The sequence below is a fragment of the Geoalkalibacter subterraneus genome (assembly GCF_000827125.1).
Classification (GTDB): domain Bacteria; phylum Desulfobacterota; class Desulfuromonadia; order Desulfuromonadales; family Geoalkalibacteraceae; genus Geoalkalibacter_A; species Geoalkalibacter_A subterraneus.
In genome coordinates this window covers 2736262-2752758 of sequence record NZ_CP010311.1, presented here as the reverse complement: position 1 = coordinate 2752758, position 16497 = coordinate 2736262, and the positions used below count along the sequence as shown (strand labels likewise).

Here is a 16497-nt window from a genome sequence, read left to right as displayed (position 1 = left end):
GGATGATGCCTTTGAATTCGCGTCGAGCGGGATAAGGACGCAAACTACCATAGAAACGATTGCCCGAACAAGACGCACTGCAAGGGGAGGAGTGCTGAAACAGGGCGATCCCTTATCCCTGGCGAATGCGGTCGCCAAGAATTTTTTCGATCGTCTGGAGAAAGTCGCCGATTTTGATCGGCTTGGTGATGCGGCCGTCCATACCGGCCCGCAAAAAGCGGCGGCGGTCGTCTTCACCGGCATGGGCAGTGAGGGCAATGACCGGCGTGCGCCGCCCGATCTCCGCTTCCTTCTGACGTAGTATGCGGGTCACCTCGATCCCGTCAAGATGCGGCATCTGAATATCCATCAACACGAGGTCGAAGATTTCATTCTCCAGGTGACTCATCGCCTCCTTGCCGTCGCGGGCGCCGATGACTGTCCACCCTTTGCGCTCAAGCACGGTGCCGACCAGGTGGCGAATCATGGACTCATCTTCGGCGACCAGGATGCGCACCTCATCGTTGACGGTTTCGGATTGTTCGTCGGTTGGTGGCGGTGACTGTTTTCCGGTATCGGCGGCAGGTTGAATAATTTCCGCCGCAAGCGCCGGAATGGTGAAGAAAAAGCGGCTTCCTTCCCCCTCGGTGCTTTCCACCCAGATTTCTCCCCCCATCAAAGTAATGATTCGCTGGGTGATCGCCAGCCCTAGCCCGGTGCCGCCATAACGGCGCGTGGCCGAGGTGTCGACCTGGCTGAAGCTTTGAAACAGCAGTGACAGCTTGTCGGGCGGGATGCCGATGCCGGTGTCCTCGACGGAGAAAAACAGCATGGCGGAATCCTTGTCGATCTTTTCGTCGCGGCGCAGGGTGATGCGCAGATCGATGCTCCCGCGATCGGTAAACTTGACCGCGTTGGAGAGCAGGTTGGTCAGGACCTGACGCAGGCGCAGAGAGTCGCCTATAATTTGCCGCGGCACGGATTCGTCACAGTGGAAATGAATGGGGAGTTTTTTCTTGGCGGACTCCATGGCAAAACCGGCCAGGGTGGTTTCCACCATGTCGATCAGGTCAAACGGGGTGCTTTCCAGCGTCAGACGACGCGCTTCGATGCGACTGAAATCGAGAAGATCCTCGATCAGGCGCATCAGCGTGTCGGCTGAGCTCTGCGCCATATTCAGGAACTGATGCTGATAGGAGGACAGCGGCGATTCGGACAGAAGTTCATGTGCGCTCTTGATGATCGTGAGCGGCGTGCGGATTTCGTGGCTGACGTTGGCCAGAAAATCGCTCTTGGCCCGGTTGGCGTTATCGGAAGCCTCGCGCGCCTTCTGCAGGGCTTTTTCCGTCTCCTTGCGCTCGGTGATGTCGATGGCGGTGCCCCAGATGTCCCAATCGGGAATGGTGCAGTAGCAGGAGCCGTTGCCCCACAGGATGGTTTTGCGGCTGCCGTCGCGGCAGCGGATTTCGAGTTCCAGATCCTGATAGGCATCGGACACACCGTGGCAGACCTCCATCCAGGCTCGCCGCTGCTCTGCATCGATAAACAGACGGTCGGCAATGAGGGAGTTGCCCACCACCTCTTCAGCCTGGTAGCCGGTGACCCTTTCGCATTCCTTGTTCCAGAACACCAGCCGCCCTTCGGCATCGGCAGCGAACACCATGGCCGGCATGTTGGCGATGACCACCTTGAGGCGCTGTTCGCTCTGCTGCAATTCAATTTTCTGGCGGCGCTCCGTGGTGACGTCACTCCAGGCCACGACCGCGCCGGTGATTTCTCCCTCCCGCGTCCGGATCGGCGCGGCGTGGATGGATGCCACGATCTTGCGTCCCTGGGGGCTGGTCAGCAGCCATTTTTCGCCGATGGTGATTTCGCCATGCTGCAGGGCGCGAATCAGGGGAAGTTCTTGCATCTGCGGTGGCTGATTGTCCTGCGGGCGGCGCATGTCCCAGAGTTTCGGGTAATCGCTGACGGCCGTCTGATGAACCTGCTCGGGGCGCAACCCGCCCAGCTCCAAGCCGTAGCGGCTGATCGTGAGCAGCTTGCCGTCCCGGTCGGCGACACCCAGACCGAGGGGGATATGGTCGGTGATGGCCTGCAGGATGCGTCGGGATTCCTCGGCCTCCCGGGCGCGGCTTTCAGCCCGCTGTCGCTGATATTCACGCTCGATCTCGGCTTCTTTGCGCGCCGTGATGTCTAAGAATGAAATGACCACTCCCTCGATGACATCCGCGGGGGTTCGATAAGGGGAGATCTGCAGGACAAAGCAGCGCCCGTCATCAGCCGTCATCTCCTGCTCCTGCCCGTGGAGGTTTGTAAGCACCTGCCGGGCCGCGTCAAGGATTGTTTCGGTGGCGAGATGTCCGGAGATATGATGGAAGGGGCGGCCGAGGTCGCTCTCAATGAGGTGGAACAGTTGCGTTACCGCAGGGGTAAAACGGCGCAACCTGAGTTCCCGGTCGAGAAAAATAGTGGAAATGCCCGCGCTCTTGATCAGGTTGGTCATGTCGCTGGTGGTGCGGGCCAGCTCATCATTCTTGCTCTGCAGTTCCGTATTGACCGTCACCAGCTCTTCATTGAGGGCCTGCAGTTCTTCCCGCGACGTTTCCAGCTCCTCGTTGGCCGAGTGCATCTCCTCGTTGATGGACATGAGTTCCTCGTTGGAGGACTCGTATTCGCGCAGGACCTGCGCGAGCTGGTCGCTTTTCTCCCGCAATTCCTCTTCGAGGTAGCGGATCATGAGATCCTTGTCGCCGCTTTCGATCGGCGTGAGGGACTGGGCAGATTCCAGCGCACGACCGGAGCAGGATGCGGACTCCTCGATGACGACCATCACCAGAAGTTCCTGATCCGTGTTTGAGAAGGTGTCCAGGAAAGGGTCCGCGGTGATCTTCAGCGGTTGAGAGGGGTCGTTGTCGAGAGCAATTTCTTCAAAGCAGATTCGTTTTTTCTGCTCAAAGGCCTGGTGAATTGCCGAACGCAATGCCGGGCGAAGTTCCTTGCGCGCCATCTTCAGAAGGTTGAGAGACGCCTCGCCGAATGGGGGAGTCAGGAATCTGCCGGTATGACTAGGGAAATGCAGGACCTCGTATTCGCGGTTGACGACGGCTGCAGCCGGTGCATGTTCTTTGAGCAGTTTTTTTTCGGCCAGCGTACCCAGTGAGAGGGCGCAGGCGGCAGAGCGGGGTGCGGCCGGGAGCAGGATTCCCGGTGAGGAGAATCGCCCGAGGTGGGAAAATCTCTGCGCCGTAGGGAGACTTGAATTGCCGCGTTGAAAGAGTCGCCATTTTTTGTCCACGGCTGTAAAGTGCTCTGCCGCTTCCCCCAGGTGTTCAGATGCGCCCAGGAAGAGATACCCCCCTGGAATCAGGGCCTGATGAAAGTAAAGCAGCAATTTCTGCTGAGCCTGAGGTTGAAGATAGATGAGCAGGTTGCGGCAGGAGACCAGGTTCAGCCGGGAAAAGGGCGGGTCTTTGAGCAGATTGTGCTGCGCAAACAGAATCTTTTCCCGCAGGGATTTGCAGACCTGGTAGTGATGGTCTTTCTCCGTGAAAAAACGCTGCAGGCGCACGGGCGTCAGGTCTCGCGCAATGCCGGCGGGATAGATGCCGCGACGGGCAAAGGAGATGGCCTCTGCGTCAAGGTCGCTGGCGAATATCTGAAAGTCGACCATTCGGGACTGTGATTCGAGAAATTCAGTCAGCAGGATGGCCAGGGTATAGGCTTCCTCGCCGGTGGAGCAGCCGGCGACCCAGATGCGTAGAGGCTCGTCGGCCTGGGTCGGAAGCTGCGGCAGGGCCTTGGAGACCAGTGCGTCGAGAGCCTCTTCGTCACGGAAAAAGCGGGTCACGCCAATGAGCAGGTCCTGGGTGAGAGACTGGACCTCCCGGGGATCCTCGTGGACCAGTTGGAGGTAATCCGTATACTGGTCCTGGCCGCGTATCATCATGCGGCGTTGGATCCGCCGGATCAGCGTGTTCGGCTTATAGCAGAGAAAATCATGCCCACTGTGGCGGTTTATGATCTGCAGCAGTTCATCGTATCCTTTATCATCCTGCGTTGGTTCCGCACAGCTCAGCGATTTACTCAGTCGCTGCCCCATGTCAGACAGGCGTTCGACCAACTCTGATGTCGGCAGGCTCCAGTCTGCAAGACCGAGACTGCGCACGGTGTCGATAACCTCCCCTGCCGGATCGCCTTCATCGCTTTTGACCAGAACCGTGCCTGCGGCGTTTTTGATGGCACGGACGCCGAGAACTCCGTCGCGATCCAACTGGGGCAGAATCACCGCAACCGCGTGCTCTCCGCATTGTTCGGCAACCGAGCGCAGGAATGTATCAAGAGGGGCACTGGGGCGTGCTGCCTGCCGAGATTCGCACAGCCTGATCGTATCTCCGTGCAGGCGGATTTCACGACCGGCTGGGGGGATGAAGATGCTGCCGGCAGCCAGAGACGTGCCGTCCTGGGCCAGGTGGACCGGCATAGAGGTCTTTTGTTCAAGCCTGTCCGCCAGCCTCCTGTTGTCGTTTTCGTCTTGCTGCAGCATCAAGACGAATGTCATCTCATTGTCGGGGGGCAGAGCGGACAGGATCTGTTCCAGGTCCCGGTGCCCCTGCAGTGAAGCACCGATGGTGATGATGGGGCAGGGGGGCAGGGCCTTGGGCGGTGAACTCTGTGGCGGGCGCTTGGGTGGCGACATGTTTTCTCGTTTTTGTCCGGGGTCGCTTTCAGCGAACGTTTTGCCAATGAAGCCGCGGGATGAATCGCAGGAATTTCACCCCTTTATAGCAACTCAGAGTGAATGGGGCAATGCTGTCGTGCTGTTTTTTTGTGGTGATGCTTCATTTCTGCATGGGGAGAGTGAAATGGAAGGCGGCGCCCTGTCCCTTGCCGCTTTCCACCCAGATCCGTCCCCCTTGAGCTTCCACAAGGCGGCGGGCGACGTAAAGTCCGATGCCGAGACTGTCATCGCGCACTTTGTTGGGCAGGCGCCCGAAGCAGCGAAACAGCTGGGTATGCCCTTGAATGACCGTCAGGGGGTTGCGGAGATCATGGGTCAGCATCAGCAAGCCGCGAATGCGCTCTTCGTCCGCCCGGTGCAGTGCGGTGATATCCGTTGCGGTTCCGATTGCAGCGATAATCTCCCCCTGTGCTGAAAAGACTGGTGCCGCGCTCAGTTGCAGCCAGGTATCTTCCCCGCAAGCTCGTTTCAGGACGCCCAGTATCCCGTGAAAGGATTCGCCCTTTAAAACCCTTGTGAGATACGGCGCCAAAGGAAGTGGCGAGCCATCAGGCCTTTCCACTCTTAGATTCTCAAGCCTTTCCTGCAGGGGTTTGCGCTCTGTGGTCTCATCATAGTTCAGAAGACGGCGCGCCACCGGATTCATCCGCACGATGTCTCCGCTGGGTTTGTAAAGAATGACTGCGTCGTTAATGGCATTGATGGTTGCATCGAGTTCAGCCAACAGGCGCTCACGTTCGTCATGAACCTTTTTGGGAGAGGTGCGGTCACGCAGGTCGACAACCCCTCCCTCGATGCGTTCCAGTGCCAGGTTGAGTCCGAAAATTCCCTTGATATCCTGATTTCTTATGTCTGTCCGTTCGTTTCTCATGATCATTGCCTTCACCTTTTTTCGGACCCGACATGGAATGCCTGTGCAAACTTCTGTTTCTCCTCAAAAGTTAGCAGAAATGGTGGAGGTTGCAATGAGGCGCCGCGCGGACAGACGATGTCCGTCCACCCCTGGGCAGCGTTACCTGTGGATGGAGAGTTGGATGAACGTCCGAAAGGACGGGGGCTTGTAGCAGCAGATAGGGCGCGGTGGAGAAAAATCAGATTCGGGAGGCTGGACGCTCCTCTTGGCCCGAATCCTGCTCGATTATGATCTGCTGCAAGGTCACCTGCGCCCGATAAGGGCGATTCGGGTCAATTCCCTTGCTGCGGAACAGTTGGCTGACTTCGCGAGGGTTGCGTCCGAGAACCTGGTCCAGGTTGAGATTTAAACGCATATGCAATGCTCCTTGTGTGCCACACTGTACGAAATTGCACTGACTTTGTGGATGCGGCAGTCGCTGGAGAATTCAGATGCAAAAAACGAACCAGGTTTAGAGATTCCTTTTGTTTATTCAACGGTCATGTGTCCTTTCCGAGGCGTTGCACCTCTTCGGCGATTTTTTCCGCATCGCCGGTGTTGAGTTCCATCAGGCGAAGAAGGTGGGAAAAGCTCTCGGGGTCCGCTTCGATGAACTTCAGTCCCAGGTGATCGTCTGCGATGTGGACTGCTTCACAACGAAATTCCAATGTAACCTCTTCGCCAAGAGGCAGCACCAAGCAACATTGCGCGCCGAGTTGCAGGGGCGGTAGGGCATCGGTTTGGACTTTGGCTCCTTTGAGTGAGAGATCGATCAGGCGGCCGACCCGATTTTTGCCTTCGGTCTTCAATGTCACGGCATGGCCAAAGGGAATGCGGCCGAAACGCCTTTTTTCTTCCATAGTGCAATACTCCTTTATAGGTTCGATGTCATGTTGACGGGGTATCAAGGGGCGCGGACTCTTCCATACTTCGCCGGGCCTCGGCGATAAATCTTTCAAATTCCAAAGAAAGTTCATCCAGCAGATTCTTTATTCTTTTATCGTCCCTTTCCGCTACGGCCCGTTCAATTCTTTGGGTCGTGCGCTGGATGCGGCCGGCTTCCAGGTTGGCGGCCGCTCCTTTGAGGGCGTGGGCGATATGTCCAACATTGCTGAGATCCTCACCGCTGAGGGCCTCCTGTATGCCAGCGAACTTGGCGGGAAAATCGCGCTCGAAAAGAGTGATCATCTCCTGGTAGAACGAAAGATCTTCATCCAGACGGTTGTGCAAATGCGCTAGGTCGAAAACCTGCCTTGCCTCAGAGGGCGCCCCCTTTTTCCGCTGCTCTTCCTGTGCCGGCAGGTGTTGTGCGATCAGTCCTGCAAGTTGGTCTGGGTGAATCGGTTTGGCGATGTAGTCATCCATCCCGGTGGCGAGGCGTGAGCGACCACCATCGGCAGCAGATCCAGAAAGCGGCCGTCTTTGACCAGGTAGTCAAGGGCCCCCAGTTTCATCATGTCAACAGCAGTTTTCTCATCGCCGGCGCCGGTCATGATGATGAAGGCGGGAGTGCGCCCCTGGCGCCTGATCTCCGCGATGATTTGCCGCGCGTCCATGTCCGGCAGCCAGAAATCCAGCAGCAGGAGGCCTTCCGGATGCGCCGCGTTCCAACGCAGAGCGTCGCCGCCACACCCCACCGACTCCACGGCATAGCCAGAACGACGCAGCCGTTGGGCAATGTCCTCGGACACGCTTCCGCTATCCTCTACAATCAGGACAGGTGGCCGGCGAGGCGTGCATTGGTCATTGTCAGCAAAGACTTCCATCGGAATTGGTCTGTCCTTAACGCATGTTTAGGTTAATTATATTAATTTAACTGTAGCCCTGGCATGGGTCAAGTGGAAATCCGTGGAGCACAGTTTAAGTGGAAGATTGGAGCCGGTTATATGGGGAAGCAATCGTCTTTAATGCGTAAAGGGGGGTGCTTCGGATACAGGATTGAGAGGAGCAAAGAGGAAAAAGTGCATGTGGAAATTATGGCGGGAGCAGATGGGAATCGAACCCACCGGGGACGGGATACGCCCCCCACCGGTTTTGAAGACCGGGCGCGTCACCAGACTACGAACTACTCCCGAAGTGAAAACGCCAACATCCTAGCGGAAGGGGCTTTGTGCGACAAGGGAAAAATGATAGCTGTCTTGCGGGATCGCCTTTGCGCCCCTGGCAAAGGGGTTTTGACGCTCCGCACTGCTACAGATGTTGAGATGGCTGTGCAGCAGTTTGCGCAGGGTAGACCGTCTGGACAATCTGGCGGCGTTCCTTTCGGACAGGGGAACGATTTGCAGGACTGCTCTCACGTATGGGATCGATGCCGATGGTGACCCAGCCGGTTGAGCGCTTGAATTTAAGGATCTCACCTCTGCGGATAAATCCCTCCAGGCGATCGGCCTTGATCATGTCGAAACGATGGTCAGTGTACATAACATTGATGAGCATGGCGGATTCCTTTGCGATAGAAGAGTATTGCCAACGATACTAAAAGCTACCATATGTTATTAAGATTGCGAGGAAATTTTTAGGGTTCACCCTTTTTCTGCAAAGTTGTTTCGTTATTTGGCGTATGGGGTTGCGCTAAAACGCTGAGGACCCAAGCAGGCACTTTGGTCGAGATTTAAATGATATTAAGTCGCCTTTAACGTCTGCAAAGGCTCTTTGGGGAAAATTCCCGGTTGAATAAGCTTTATCTTGATTGGGGTGGTAGAGAATGGGGGGGTGTTCTTATGATCTTGTGCTTGAGCTATTAGTTTTGCTTTTGACAAAATTTATTTTCTTCCATCTTTCGCTTTATGGCTCATCCGTGGTCTGCCCCTTGCACAATCCTTCATCTCATAACGAGCAGATTTTTTTTGTTTTTTATGTACGGGCATTTTCGTTGCGAGATTGGAGGATGCCTATGGGTTCGTTCAAGCGTGGAGGTGGAGGTTGCAACTTATGAATCACGAACGTGTTCTGGTCGTGGACGATGAAAAGTTGATCGGGTGGTCTCTAGCGCAGATGCTTACCGGCGCCGGTTACGAGGTCGAAGTGGCTGCGTCCGGCAACGAGGCGCTGGATAAGTTTGAGAGCTTCCGCCCTCACCTGGCTCTACTTGATATCTTTCTGCCGGATATGGACGGCATCGAGCTTCTAAAGCGTTTCAAGGCGGCTGACCCTGAAGTGATGGTGCTGATGATTACCGCCAACGCGCAGGCGGATTTTGCCGTGAGCGCTTTCAAGCTCGGCGCGCTGGATTATATCGGGAAGCCTTTCCGCATGGAGGACGTCCACCAGATGGTCCGCCAGGCTTTTGACAAAAAGCGCCTGGAGGCACAGGTTGATTCTTCCTCACGCGGCGCGCGGCGGCAATTCGGTCGCGATCAGCTGGTGGGCAATTCGTCGCAGATGATTGAAGTGTTCAGGATGATCAACATCTGCGCCGAGAGCGATGTCAAAAGCGTTCTGATCCTGGGAGAGAGCGGCACGGGTAAGGAACTGGTGGCGCAGGCGATTCACCATCACAGTGCCCGCAAGCAGGAGCCTTTCATTGAAGTCAACTGTGCGGCCATCCCTGAGAACCTGCTGGAAAATGAACTGTTCGGTCATGAGCGTGGGGCTTTCACCGATGCCCATCGCGAGGAGAAGGGGACCTTCGAGCTTGCCGACGGCGGGACTGTTTTTCTAGATGAGATCGGCGACATGCCCTTGCCCATGCAGGCTAAGATCCTCAAGGTCATCGAATCCAAGCGCTTTCGCCGTCTGGGCGGTAAAGAGGATATTGATGTCGATGTTCGCATCATTGCAGCAACCCATCAGGATCTTCCCAGGCTGGTCGAGAAGGAAAAGTTTCGAGCAGATCTTTTTTATCGTCTCAATGTTATGACAATTCATCTGCCGGCGCTGCGTTCCCGTCGGGACGATATCCCCAAGCTGGTTGACTATTTTATTGACCGTCTGAACGACGAGTATGGTCGGCGACTGGAAGGGATTGCGCCCGACGCGCTGCAACTGCTCATGCGCTATGACTGGCCCGGTAATGTGCGTGAACTGCGCAACGCTATTGAGCGGGCCATGATGCTTGAGCAGGGGCGGGTTCTGTCTGTTGCCAGCCTTCCTGCGGCCGTACGTGCAGAGCAGAGTGCGGAAAAAGCGGATCGCCCGGGACAGGATGCCGGGCCGGGCGGAGTCTCTTTTGACCTGCTTCTGGAAGATATGTCGTTGGAAGAGATGGAAAAGCATGCGTTGCAGCAGGCGATGGCGCGTGCCGGGGGGAACCAGACCCGGGCAGCACGCCTGCTCAAAATGAGTCGCGATACCCTGCGCTATCGGTTGAAGAAATTCGGCCTGCACGAAACCTCCAATTAGTTTTTGCCGCGAAATGATTTCACGGGTGGGGCATATGCCCCGATGGTGGGCCGAAATATAGGTTATTTGCCCCGCAGTGCAGGCGGACATGAGCCCTCGGCGCATCTCCCTTTTTGACTCAGATGCGCTGTAACTCCCTTCTGCAAATAGCTTTTAGACTTTTTTCAGGGTTTGCCGACTGGAAGGCATACCCGTTGCAAACAACTTGCGATGACTTCAGCGCTCAACCCGACCAGGCGAAATTGTTTCGTCGATCGGGTGGCAACGTACCACCCCCCAACTCCCTAGGTCTGCAATCGCCCGGTCCCTCCCCCAAGGGGACCGGGACTTTTTTTGCCTTTTCTTCGCGCCATTTTCTGTGAGAGTATTAACCGTTGGTCTCTGTTTCTGGTCCCATGGATCGAGAAATAGCCTGCAGTTCTTCAACGGCTGACACGGTTTTTCACACTCACTGCGAAGGAAAGTTTCTGCATGTCATTCCATCTGAAAATTCTTTTTTCCATTCTTTTCTTTTTTTTGCTGATTTCTTATGCCGTAGCGGCACAGTCTCCGGTCATTGCGCAGGTCGGTGAAGTGGAAATCTCCGATTTTGAACTCAGCCTGCAGATGCAGCGCAGCATGCCGATGCAGGTGGGCTTCCATGGAAAAGTTTCATCTGACAGGATGGCGGAGATCAGGCAGAAAAACCTGGATGAACTGATTGAGCGGGCCTACAGGGTCAACTGGGCCCGGGATCATGAGATTGCCGTTGAGACTGCCCGCATCGAGGAAGCCATGAAACCGTTCATGCGTGGTTATTCGTCGGTCGATGAGATGAAGTCGGCTGTGGGGGATGATGTGTACGCTAGTCTTCGAGCCTGGGTTTACCGCGGTCTGCTGGCTCAGCAGGCTGAACAGGCCTACCTGCAAGGCAGGATCGATGTCAGTGACAGGCAGGTAGAAGCTTACTACGAAGAGAACAAAGAGAGATTCTTCCGGCCGCGTCAGTTTCAGGCCAGCCATATCCTGATCAAGGTTGACCCTGCCGCCAATGAGCAGGAGCGTGAACAGCTGCATGCCCGTGCGCAGGAATTGGCCGCGCGGGCCCGGGCGGGCGAGGATTTTTACGATCTGGCCTATTTCAACTCAGATGACAAGCGGCGGTTCGTCGGTGGAGATCTGGGGACCTTTCATGAGGGGCAGACGGTCAAGGCCTTCGAAGACGCGGTGATTAAGATGCAGCCGGGAGAGATTTCCGACCCCGTTCGCACCCGATTTGGTTACCACATTATCATGCTTACAGCTGTCGAGGAAGCCCGCCAGATGCGCTTTGACGAGATGGAAGATAAAATCCGGACCGACCTTGAACAGAAGCAGCGCGATGCGCTGCTGGAAACCTGGGCGAATGAACTCAGGGAAAAATATCCGCTCAAGAAGGAGTCTGTAGAAGCAGCCCGTTAATGGATCTTCCCGATTGCGGGGGGGGGGGTAACAGGCTGCGTTTCTCTTACGGCCGAATGATACGTCCAGCCTCATTGAGGTGGGTGGCAATGTCGTGCATGTTGGAGATGCGCCCCACGGCAATATTCTCTTTGAGATGGAAGTATTCCAGGCAAAGGCCGCAGGCGGCGATATCGACACCTTTTTCCGACAGCTTTTGCAGCGCTTCCACCGTACTGTGGCCCGTGCACGCCAGCTTGACCCCCGTATTGACAAGAAAGATTGCGTCAGGTAGGCGGTCAAGTTCGAGCAGGGTCACAAGGAAATTGCTGAGCAGGACCCTGCCCAGTTCCTCGTCGCCGCTTCCCATAATGTCTGCACCGATGTAAACTACGGTCTTGCCTTCGGCAGGCGGGGGATCGATGTCGCAGGATATGGATTCGATGCCGGGTGTCAGGCGAAGCCGGTGGCCGTCGGGCACATTGCTGATGTCGATGCCGTAGCCCAGGCTTTCGGCCAGGCGGCGGATATTTTCGCGTGCGACATCGTCGCTGACGAGAACTTCAACCGTCTCCTCCTGTTGTGCCAGGAGAATCTTTCGGGTTTCGATGACGGGCGCGGGGCATTTTTTTCCGCGACAATCGAGAATCTGCATGATGTTTCTCTCTTTCTTGGAACCGACTTATACCTGCTCCGCTGCCGCCTTTTGAAGTTCAAAGTGCGAACAGACTGAACAGGGTGCTTTCAATATCGACATTTTCGATACCACCTATTGAGAAACGCTGTGGTGTCGACAGAGTTTAATGCCGATACCACAATTTGACAAGGGATTGCTGCAACTCGATGCTGGATCATCTGATTTATATCTGCGACGACGAAGACGGAATGCTGCGTTATCTACGTAAAATGCTCACTGGGCAGGGTTTTTCCGTTGAAGTTTTTTCAAGCCCCCTTCTTTTGCTGCGAAATCTTGAGGAATCGGCCGAGGACACTCCCGACCTGCTGCTGCTGGATATGAAAATGACTGAAATGGATGGGATCGAGACTCTGCGCCGCGTCCGCGCCTTGCAGCCCTCTCTGTGCGTCGTCATGATGACAGGGCATGGCACGATCGACTCCGCTGTCGAGGCAATGAAACTGGGGGCTTTCGACTATCTCACCAAACCTTTCCCGCAGGAAAAACTTTTTGCGGTGGTGCGTCATTGCCTGGAGCGCTCGGAACTGCTAGAGGAGAACCGAACTTTACGCCGGGAAATCAGGAATCAGGACGATCCCGGACCGATCATTGCCGAAGGGGATGCCTTTCGCGAGGTTCTCGACCTGGCACGACGGGTTGCAAACAGTGACTCTTCCGTGCTTATCCTGGGCGAAAGCGGCACCGGCAAGGAGGTTGTGGCCCGCTATATTCATCGAAACAGCGCCCGCGCGGACCGCAGGTTTCTGGCCATCAACTGTGCGGCGTTGGCCGAAACGCTGCTGGAAAGCCAGTTGTTCGGCCATGTCAAGGGGGCTTTTACGGGTGCTTCCCAGGCTCAAAAAGGGTTGCTGGAAGAAGCAAATGACAGCACCCTTTTTCTGGATGAGATCGGCGATGTAAGCCCCTCGCTGCAGGCAAAGCTGCTGCGGGTACTACAGGAAGGGGAATTTCTGCCGGTAGGCGGCACAAAGCCGCGCCATGTCGATGTCCGCTTCATCGCAGCCACCAACAAGGATCTGGAAAAAGAAGTCGCCGAAGGGCGTTTCCGCGAGGATCTTTTTTACCGGCTCAATGTGATCGGTCTGCATCTGCCGCCGCTGCGCGAGCGCGTTGAGGATATCGATTCTCTGGCGCGGCATTTTCTCAAAAAGGTCACCGCGCGTAATAATTCACCGGTGCGTCATATTGATCCGCAAGCCATTGCGGCTCTGCAGGCGCATGACTGGCCCGGTAATGTGCGTGAACTCGAAAACGTCATTGAACGCGGCACGATTCTGGCCGAGGGGGAAACCCTGACTGTGGCGGAGCTGCCGGTCAAGATCAATCAGCTGCCACGCCCCGCGCCGACAGTTCCCCGGGCCGGGGGCAATCCTGTCTCCCTGCGTGAGGCTGAAAAGCATCAGATTGTGCTGGCCTTGGAGCGTACCGGCGGCAATAAAAGCCGTGCCGCGGACCTGCTTGAGATTACCCGCAAGACCCTTGCGCGCAAGATCAAGGAGTACGGACTGGATTCAAATGACGGCCAGGGTGTTCCATGATCCGAATGGCTGCTCTTGGCCGTACGATCCGGTCAAGAATCACTCTTGTCGCCCTGCTACCGCTGCTGGCCACCATGATTGTGGTGTTTTTTCTCGGCTCCTACCTGATCGATGCCTGGATTATCGGAGAAGCACAGAAAAAGGTTCGTCGCGACCTGGAAGCCGCCCGTGCCGAATACGACCGGCAGGGCGAAGAAGTGCTCGACACCCTGTGGGATGCCGCCCGCCTGGCCGGGTCCTCCTCCTCTTTCATCTCTTCCGGTTTCGGTGCCGGTCGTCTGCAGAGCTTTCTCGATCAGGATCCCATTGATTTTCTGACGCTGACCGATGAGCAGGGGCGGGTTACGGTGCGCGGAAGCGGAAGCCCACCTTCAGCTCCCGGAAATGAATTCAGGACCTATGTTGATGCGGCTCTTGCCGGACAGAGTGTCGTTGCGACGCTGCTGGTGCCTGAGGCTGATCTGCAGAGGGAAAATCCCGAACTGTCGGTGCGTGCCCGCATCGAGGCGGCTGCCGGTGCCGGGGTCCACTCTGCCGACACCGGTGGGCGGGTGATGCTCGTCTTTGCGGCCTGTCCGGTCAAAGATGCCCACGGCAAGGTTACAGGCAGTCTCTACGGGGGCGTTCTGATCAATCACAACCTGGAACTGGTCGACCGAATCAAGCATCTGGCCTACGGGGATGAACGGTTCGAAGGGCGTTCGCTGGGCAGTGCGACCCTGTTTCTGGAGGATGTGCGCGTGGCGACCACCGTTCGTCTCGACGACGGGCGCCGCGCCCTCGGAACCCGCATGTCCCGCGAAGTGGCCCAGGCCGTGCTGGAGGAGCAAAAAACCTGGATCGACCGCGCACGGGTTGTCGACGACTGGTACCTGACCGCTTATGAGCCGTTGCAGAACCCGGCAGGGCAAACGGTTGGCGCATTGTACGTCGGTTTGCTGGAAGCCCCCTACCGTGCGCTGCGCACCCGGGCAACGCTGGTGCTGGCGGCAGTGATGCTGACCGGTGCGGCCCTGGGGTACCTGCTTGCGGCGCGCGGCGCGCGAACGCTGGCGCGGCCGATACGCGAACTGGCCGAAATGGCCCAGGGGATTGCCCGCGGGGCGTCCCGCGCTGACCTGCGCGGAGGCGGTTGCGAGGAGCTGGATCGCCTGACCTCGGCCTTCAATCAGATGACCCATTCCCTCCATGAGCGTGAGGAGGAACTGCGGCGACTCAACCAGAGCCTGGAACTCAAGGTCGCCGAGCGCACCCGCGCCCTTGAAGACAAGAATCAGCAGCTGCTGCGGGCCCAGCAGGAGCTGGCGCGCAACGAAAAGCTGGCTGCCATCGGCGCACTGGCCGCAGGGGTGGCCCACGAGATCAACAACCCCACCGCGATCATCCGCGGCAACACCGAGTTGCTGCTGATGGAATTGTCCGAGGGGGCCGCCGGTCGGGAGGAAGCGGAAGAGGTCAAGAAGCAGACCGACCGAATTTCACGCATCACCGGCAACCTCCTGACCTATGCCCGGCGCCGCAATGTTAAGGACGGGCCGCCCCACACCCTCGATCCGGTGGATATCAACCATCTGCTCGACGATATACTTGTACAGCTGCCACACCAGGTCGATATGACAGATGTCACCATCGAGCGCGATTACGATATGCAGGCGCCGCAGCTTTCCGGTGATGCCGGTCAATTGCGACAGGTTTTCGTAAACCTGCTGCTCAACGCCGTCGAGGCGATGTCCGGCAAAGGAGTCTTGCATCTTTCAACCACAGTAAGAGGTGATACAATCAGTGTGGCAATCGCCGACGACGGGCCGGGAATGAAGCCGGAACACGCCGATAGGATCTTTGATCCCTTCTTCACCACCAAAAAACAGGGCACCGGTCTCGGACTGTCGGTTTCTTACGGTATTGTGCAGCACCATGGTGGAACCATCACGGTTTCCACGGCGCCGGAGCAAGGCACAACCTTTACAGTCTCACTGCCTTTTGACCGCAGGCAGCATTGACAAGCGGCATGGGGGATCTGATGACATTGAAAAAAACAATTGGGGTCACAGTTGCAGTTTTTGTTTTCACTCTGGCCATTGCGGCAGTCTCCTACAGCTGGAACTGTCGCTCACTGCCGGAAGAGGATGCACGTATCGCCGCAGCGCGTGTTGCGGCCATTGATCTGGCTGTTTCTCTGAAAGGCCAGTTGATGAGGACCATCAATGAAGACGGGGCTGTGGCGGCGATCCCTTTCTGTCATGAACGAGCGCCCCACATCACTCAAAGCCTTTCCGAATCGCGCGGCTGGCGGATCGGCCGCACGGCGCTGCGAGTGCGCAATCCTGACAACCAACCCGATGATTGGGAGCGCGACGTTCTCGAAAAATTTTCACAACGGATCGAGAATGGCGGTGCGGTGGCGGAACAGGAATTCTGGCAGATCTGTGAGTCGCCGGAAGGCAAGCGACAGTTTCGCTACATGAAGGCCATCGCCACGGGAGAAGTCTGCCTGGTGTGCCACGGCTCCAATATTGCCCCTGAGGTGGCCGAAAACCTTGATCGCCTCTACCCCCAGGATCAGGCTCGCGGTTTTGAACTGGGAGAGTTGCGCGGGGCGGTCACCATTACCCGCGAACTGGAAGATGGCGACGGCAATCCGACTGAATCGGTATCTGAGGAGCGAAAATAATGTTCAAACGGACTCTGGCGGCAGCGGCTTTGTTTCTGCTTCTGGCTGCCTGCGGCGATTCGGCCGCCAAACTCTATGAAACAGCTCAGTTTGAAGAGATGCAGCGCAACACCGAACACGCCTCCAAGCTTTATCGCGAGATTCTGTCCCGCTACCCCGAAGCTCCGGAAGCAAGGCTGGCGCGAGAGCGTCTGGAGGCTTTGGAAGGCAAATAGAAAT

14 protein-coding genes and 1 tRNA gene are annotated in these 16497 nt (G+C 56.8%); 6 read left to right on the top strand and 9 right to left on the bottom strand.

What is annotated here, in order from left to right:
* Window positions 1–112: 112 nt before the first annotated feature.
* The 8 genes from GSUB_RS12880 to GSUB_RS12850 all read right to left on the bottom strand — a co-directional run bounded on the left by GSUB_RS12880 (window position 113) and on the right by GSUB_RS12850 (window position 8048).
* Window positions 113–4678, bottom strand: a complete 4566-nt coding sequence (locus GSUB_RS12880) for a CheR family methyltransferase (protein WP_040201138.1) — start codon at window positions 4676–4678, stop codon at window positions 113–115.
* Window positions 4679–4820: 142 nt separating this feature from the next.
* On the bottom strand, window positions 4821–5591 hold the full coding sequence (locus GSUB_RS12875) for a PAS domain-containing protein (RefSeq protein ID WP_158414084.1): 771 nt from the start codon (window positions 5589–5591) through the stop codon (window positions 4821–4823).
* Window positions 5592–5811: 220 nt separating this feature from the next.
* A complete protein-coding gene (locus tag GSUB_RS19400; protein ID WP_158414083.1) occupies window positions 5812–5988 on the bottom strand; it encodes a hypothetical protein in 177 nt (58 codons plus the stop codon).
* A gap of 124 nt (window positions 5989–6112) precedes the next feature.
* The gene (locus GSUB_RS12870) at window positions 6113–6472 is read right to left on the bottom strand and encodes a PilZ domain-containing protein (protein ID WP_040201136.1); all 360 of its coding nucleotides are present in this window, start codon (window positions 6470–6472) and stop codon (window positions 6113–6115) included.
* Window positions 6473–6500: 28 nt separating this feature from the next.
* Complete coding sequence (locus GSUB_RS12865) at window positions 6501–6977, bottom strand: Hpt domain-containing protein (RefSeq protein WP_084212215.1); 477 nt, start codon at window positions 6975–6977, stop codon at window positions 6501–6503.
* Entirely contained in the window at window positions 6926–7378 is a 453-nt protein-coding gene (locus GSUB_RS12860) for a response regulator (RefSeq protein WP_084212036.1), read from the bottom strand. The genes GSUB_RS12865 and GSUB_RS12860 overlap by 52 nt, the downstream gene beginning before the upstream one ends.
* Window positions 7379–7589: 211 nt before the next feature.
* Window positions 7590–7685, bottom strand: a tRNA-Sec gene (locus GSUB_RS12855).
* A gap of 117 nt (window positions 7686–7802) precedes the next feature.
* On the bottom strand, window positions 7803–8048 hold the full coding sequence (locus GSUB_RS12850) for a GSU3473 family protein (protein ID WP_040201133.1): 246 nt from the start codon (window positions 8046–8048) through the stop codon (window positions 7803–7805).
* Window positions 8049–8543: 495 nt separating this feature from the next.
* Between GSUB_RS12850 and GSUB_RS12845 the strand changes: the two genes are divergently transcribed.
* Both GSUB_RS12845 and GSUB_RS18135 read left to right on the top strand, forming a co-directional pair.
* Entirely contained in the window at window positions 8544–9953 is a 1410-nt protein-coding gene (locus GSUB_RS12845) for a sigma-54-dependent transcriptional regulator (RefSeq protein WP_040201132.1), read from the top strand.
* Window positions 9954–10424: 471 nt separating this feature from the next.
* Window positions 10425–11393: a peptidylprolyl isomerase gene (locus tag GSUB_RS18135; RefSeq protein ID WP_052464913.1), complete on the top strand. Its 969-nt coding sequence runs from the start codon at window positions 10425–10427 to the stop codon at window positions 11391–11393.
* 46 nt (window positions 11394–11439) lie between these two features.
* Here GSUB_RS18135 and yedF read toward each other — a convergent pair whose 3' ends face one another.
* On the bottom strand, window positions 11440–12027 hold the full coding sequence (gene yedF / locus GSUB_RS12835; protein WP_040201131.1) for a sulfurtransferase-like selenium metabolism protein YedF: 588 nt from the start codon (window positions 12025–12027) through the stop codon (window positions 11440–11442).
* 188 nt (window positions 12028–12215) lie between these two features.
* Between yedF and GSUB_RS12830 the strand changes: the two genes are divergently transcribed.
* Genes GSUB_RS12830 through GSUB_RS12815 form a run of 4 tightly spaced genes read left to right on the top strand, consistent with a single transcriptional unit; the run spans window position 12216 to window position 16493 of the window.
* Window positions 12216–13607, top strand: a complete 1392-nt coding sequence (locus GSUB_RS12830) for a sigma-54-dependent transcriptional regulator (RefSeq protein ID WP_040201129.1) — start codon at window positions 12216–12218, stop codon at window positions 13605–13607.
* Complete coding sequence (locus tag GSUB_RS12825) at window positions 13604–15607, top strand: sensor histidine kinase (protein WP_052464912.1); 2004 nt, start codon at window positions 13604–13606, stop codon at window positions 15605–15607. The genes GSUB_RS12830 and GSUB_RS12825 overlap by 4 nt, the downstream gene beginning before the upstream one ends.
* Window positions 15608–15627: 20 nt before the next feature.
* The gene (locus tag GSUB_RS12820; protein ID WP_052464911.1) at window positions 15628–16278 is read left to right on the top strand and encodes a Tll0287-like domain-containing protein; all 651 of its coding nucleotides are present in this window, start codon (window positions 15628–15630) and stop codon (window positions 16276–16278) included.
* On the top strand, window positions 16278–16493 hold the full coding sequence (locus tag GSUB_RS12815) for a tetratricopeptide repeat protein (RefSeq protein WP_040201127.1): 216 nt from the start codon (window positions 16278–16280) through the stop codon (window positions 16491–16493). Before GSUB_RS12820 ends, GSUB_RS12815 begins: the two co-directional genes overlap by 1 nt.
* Window positions 16494–16497 lie beyond the last annotated feature (4 nt).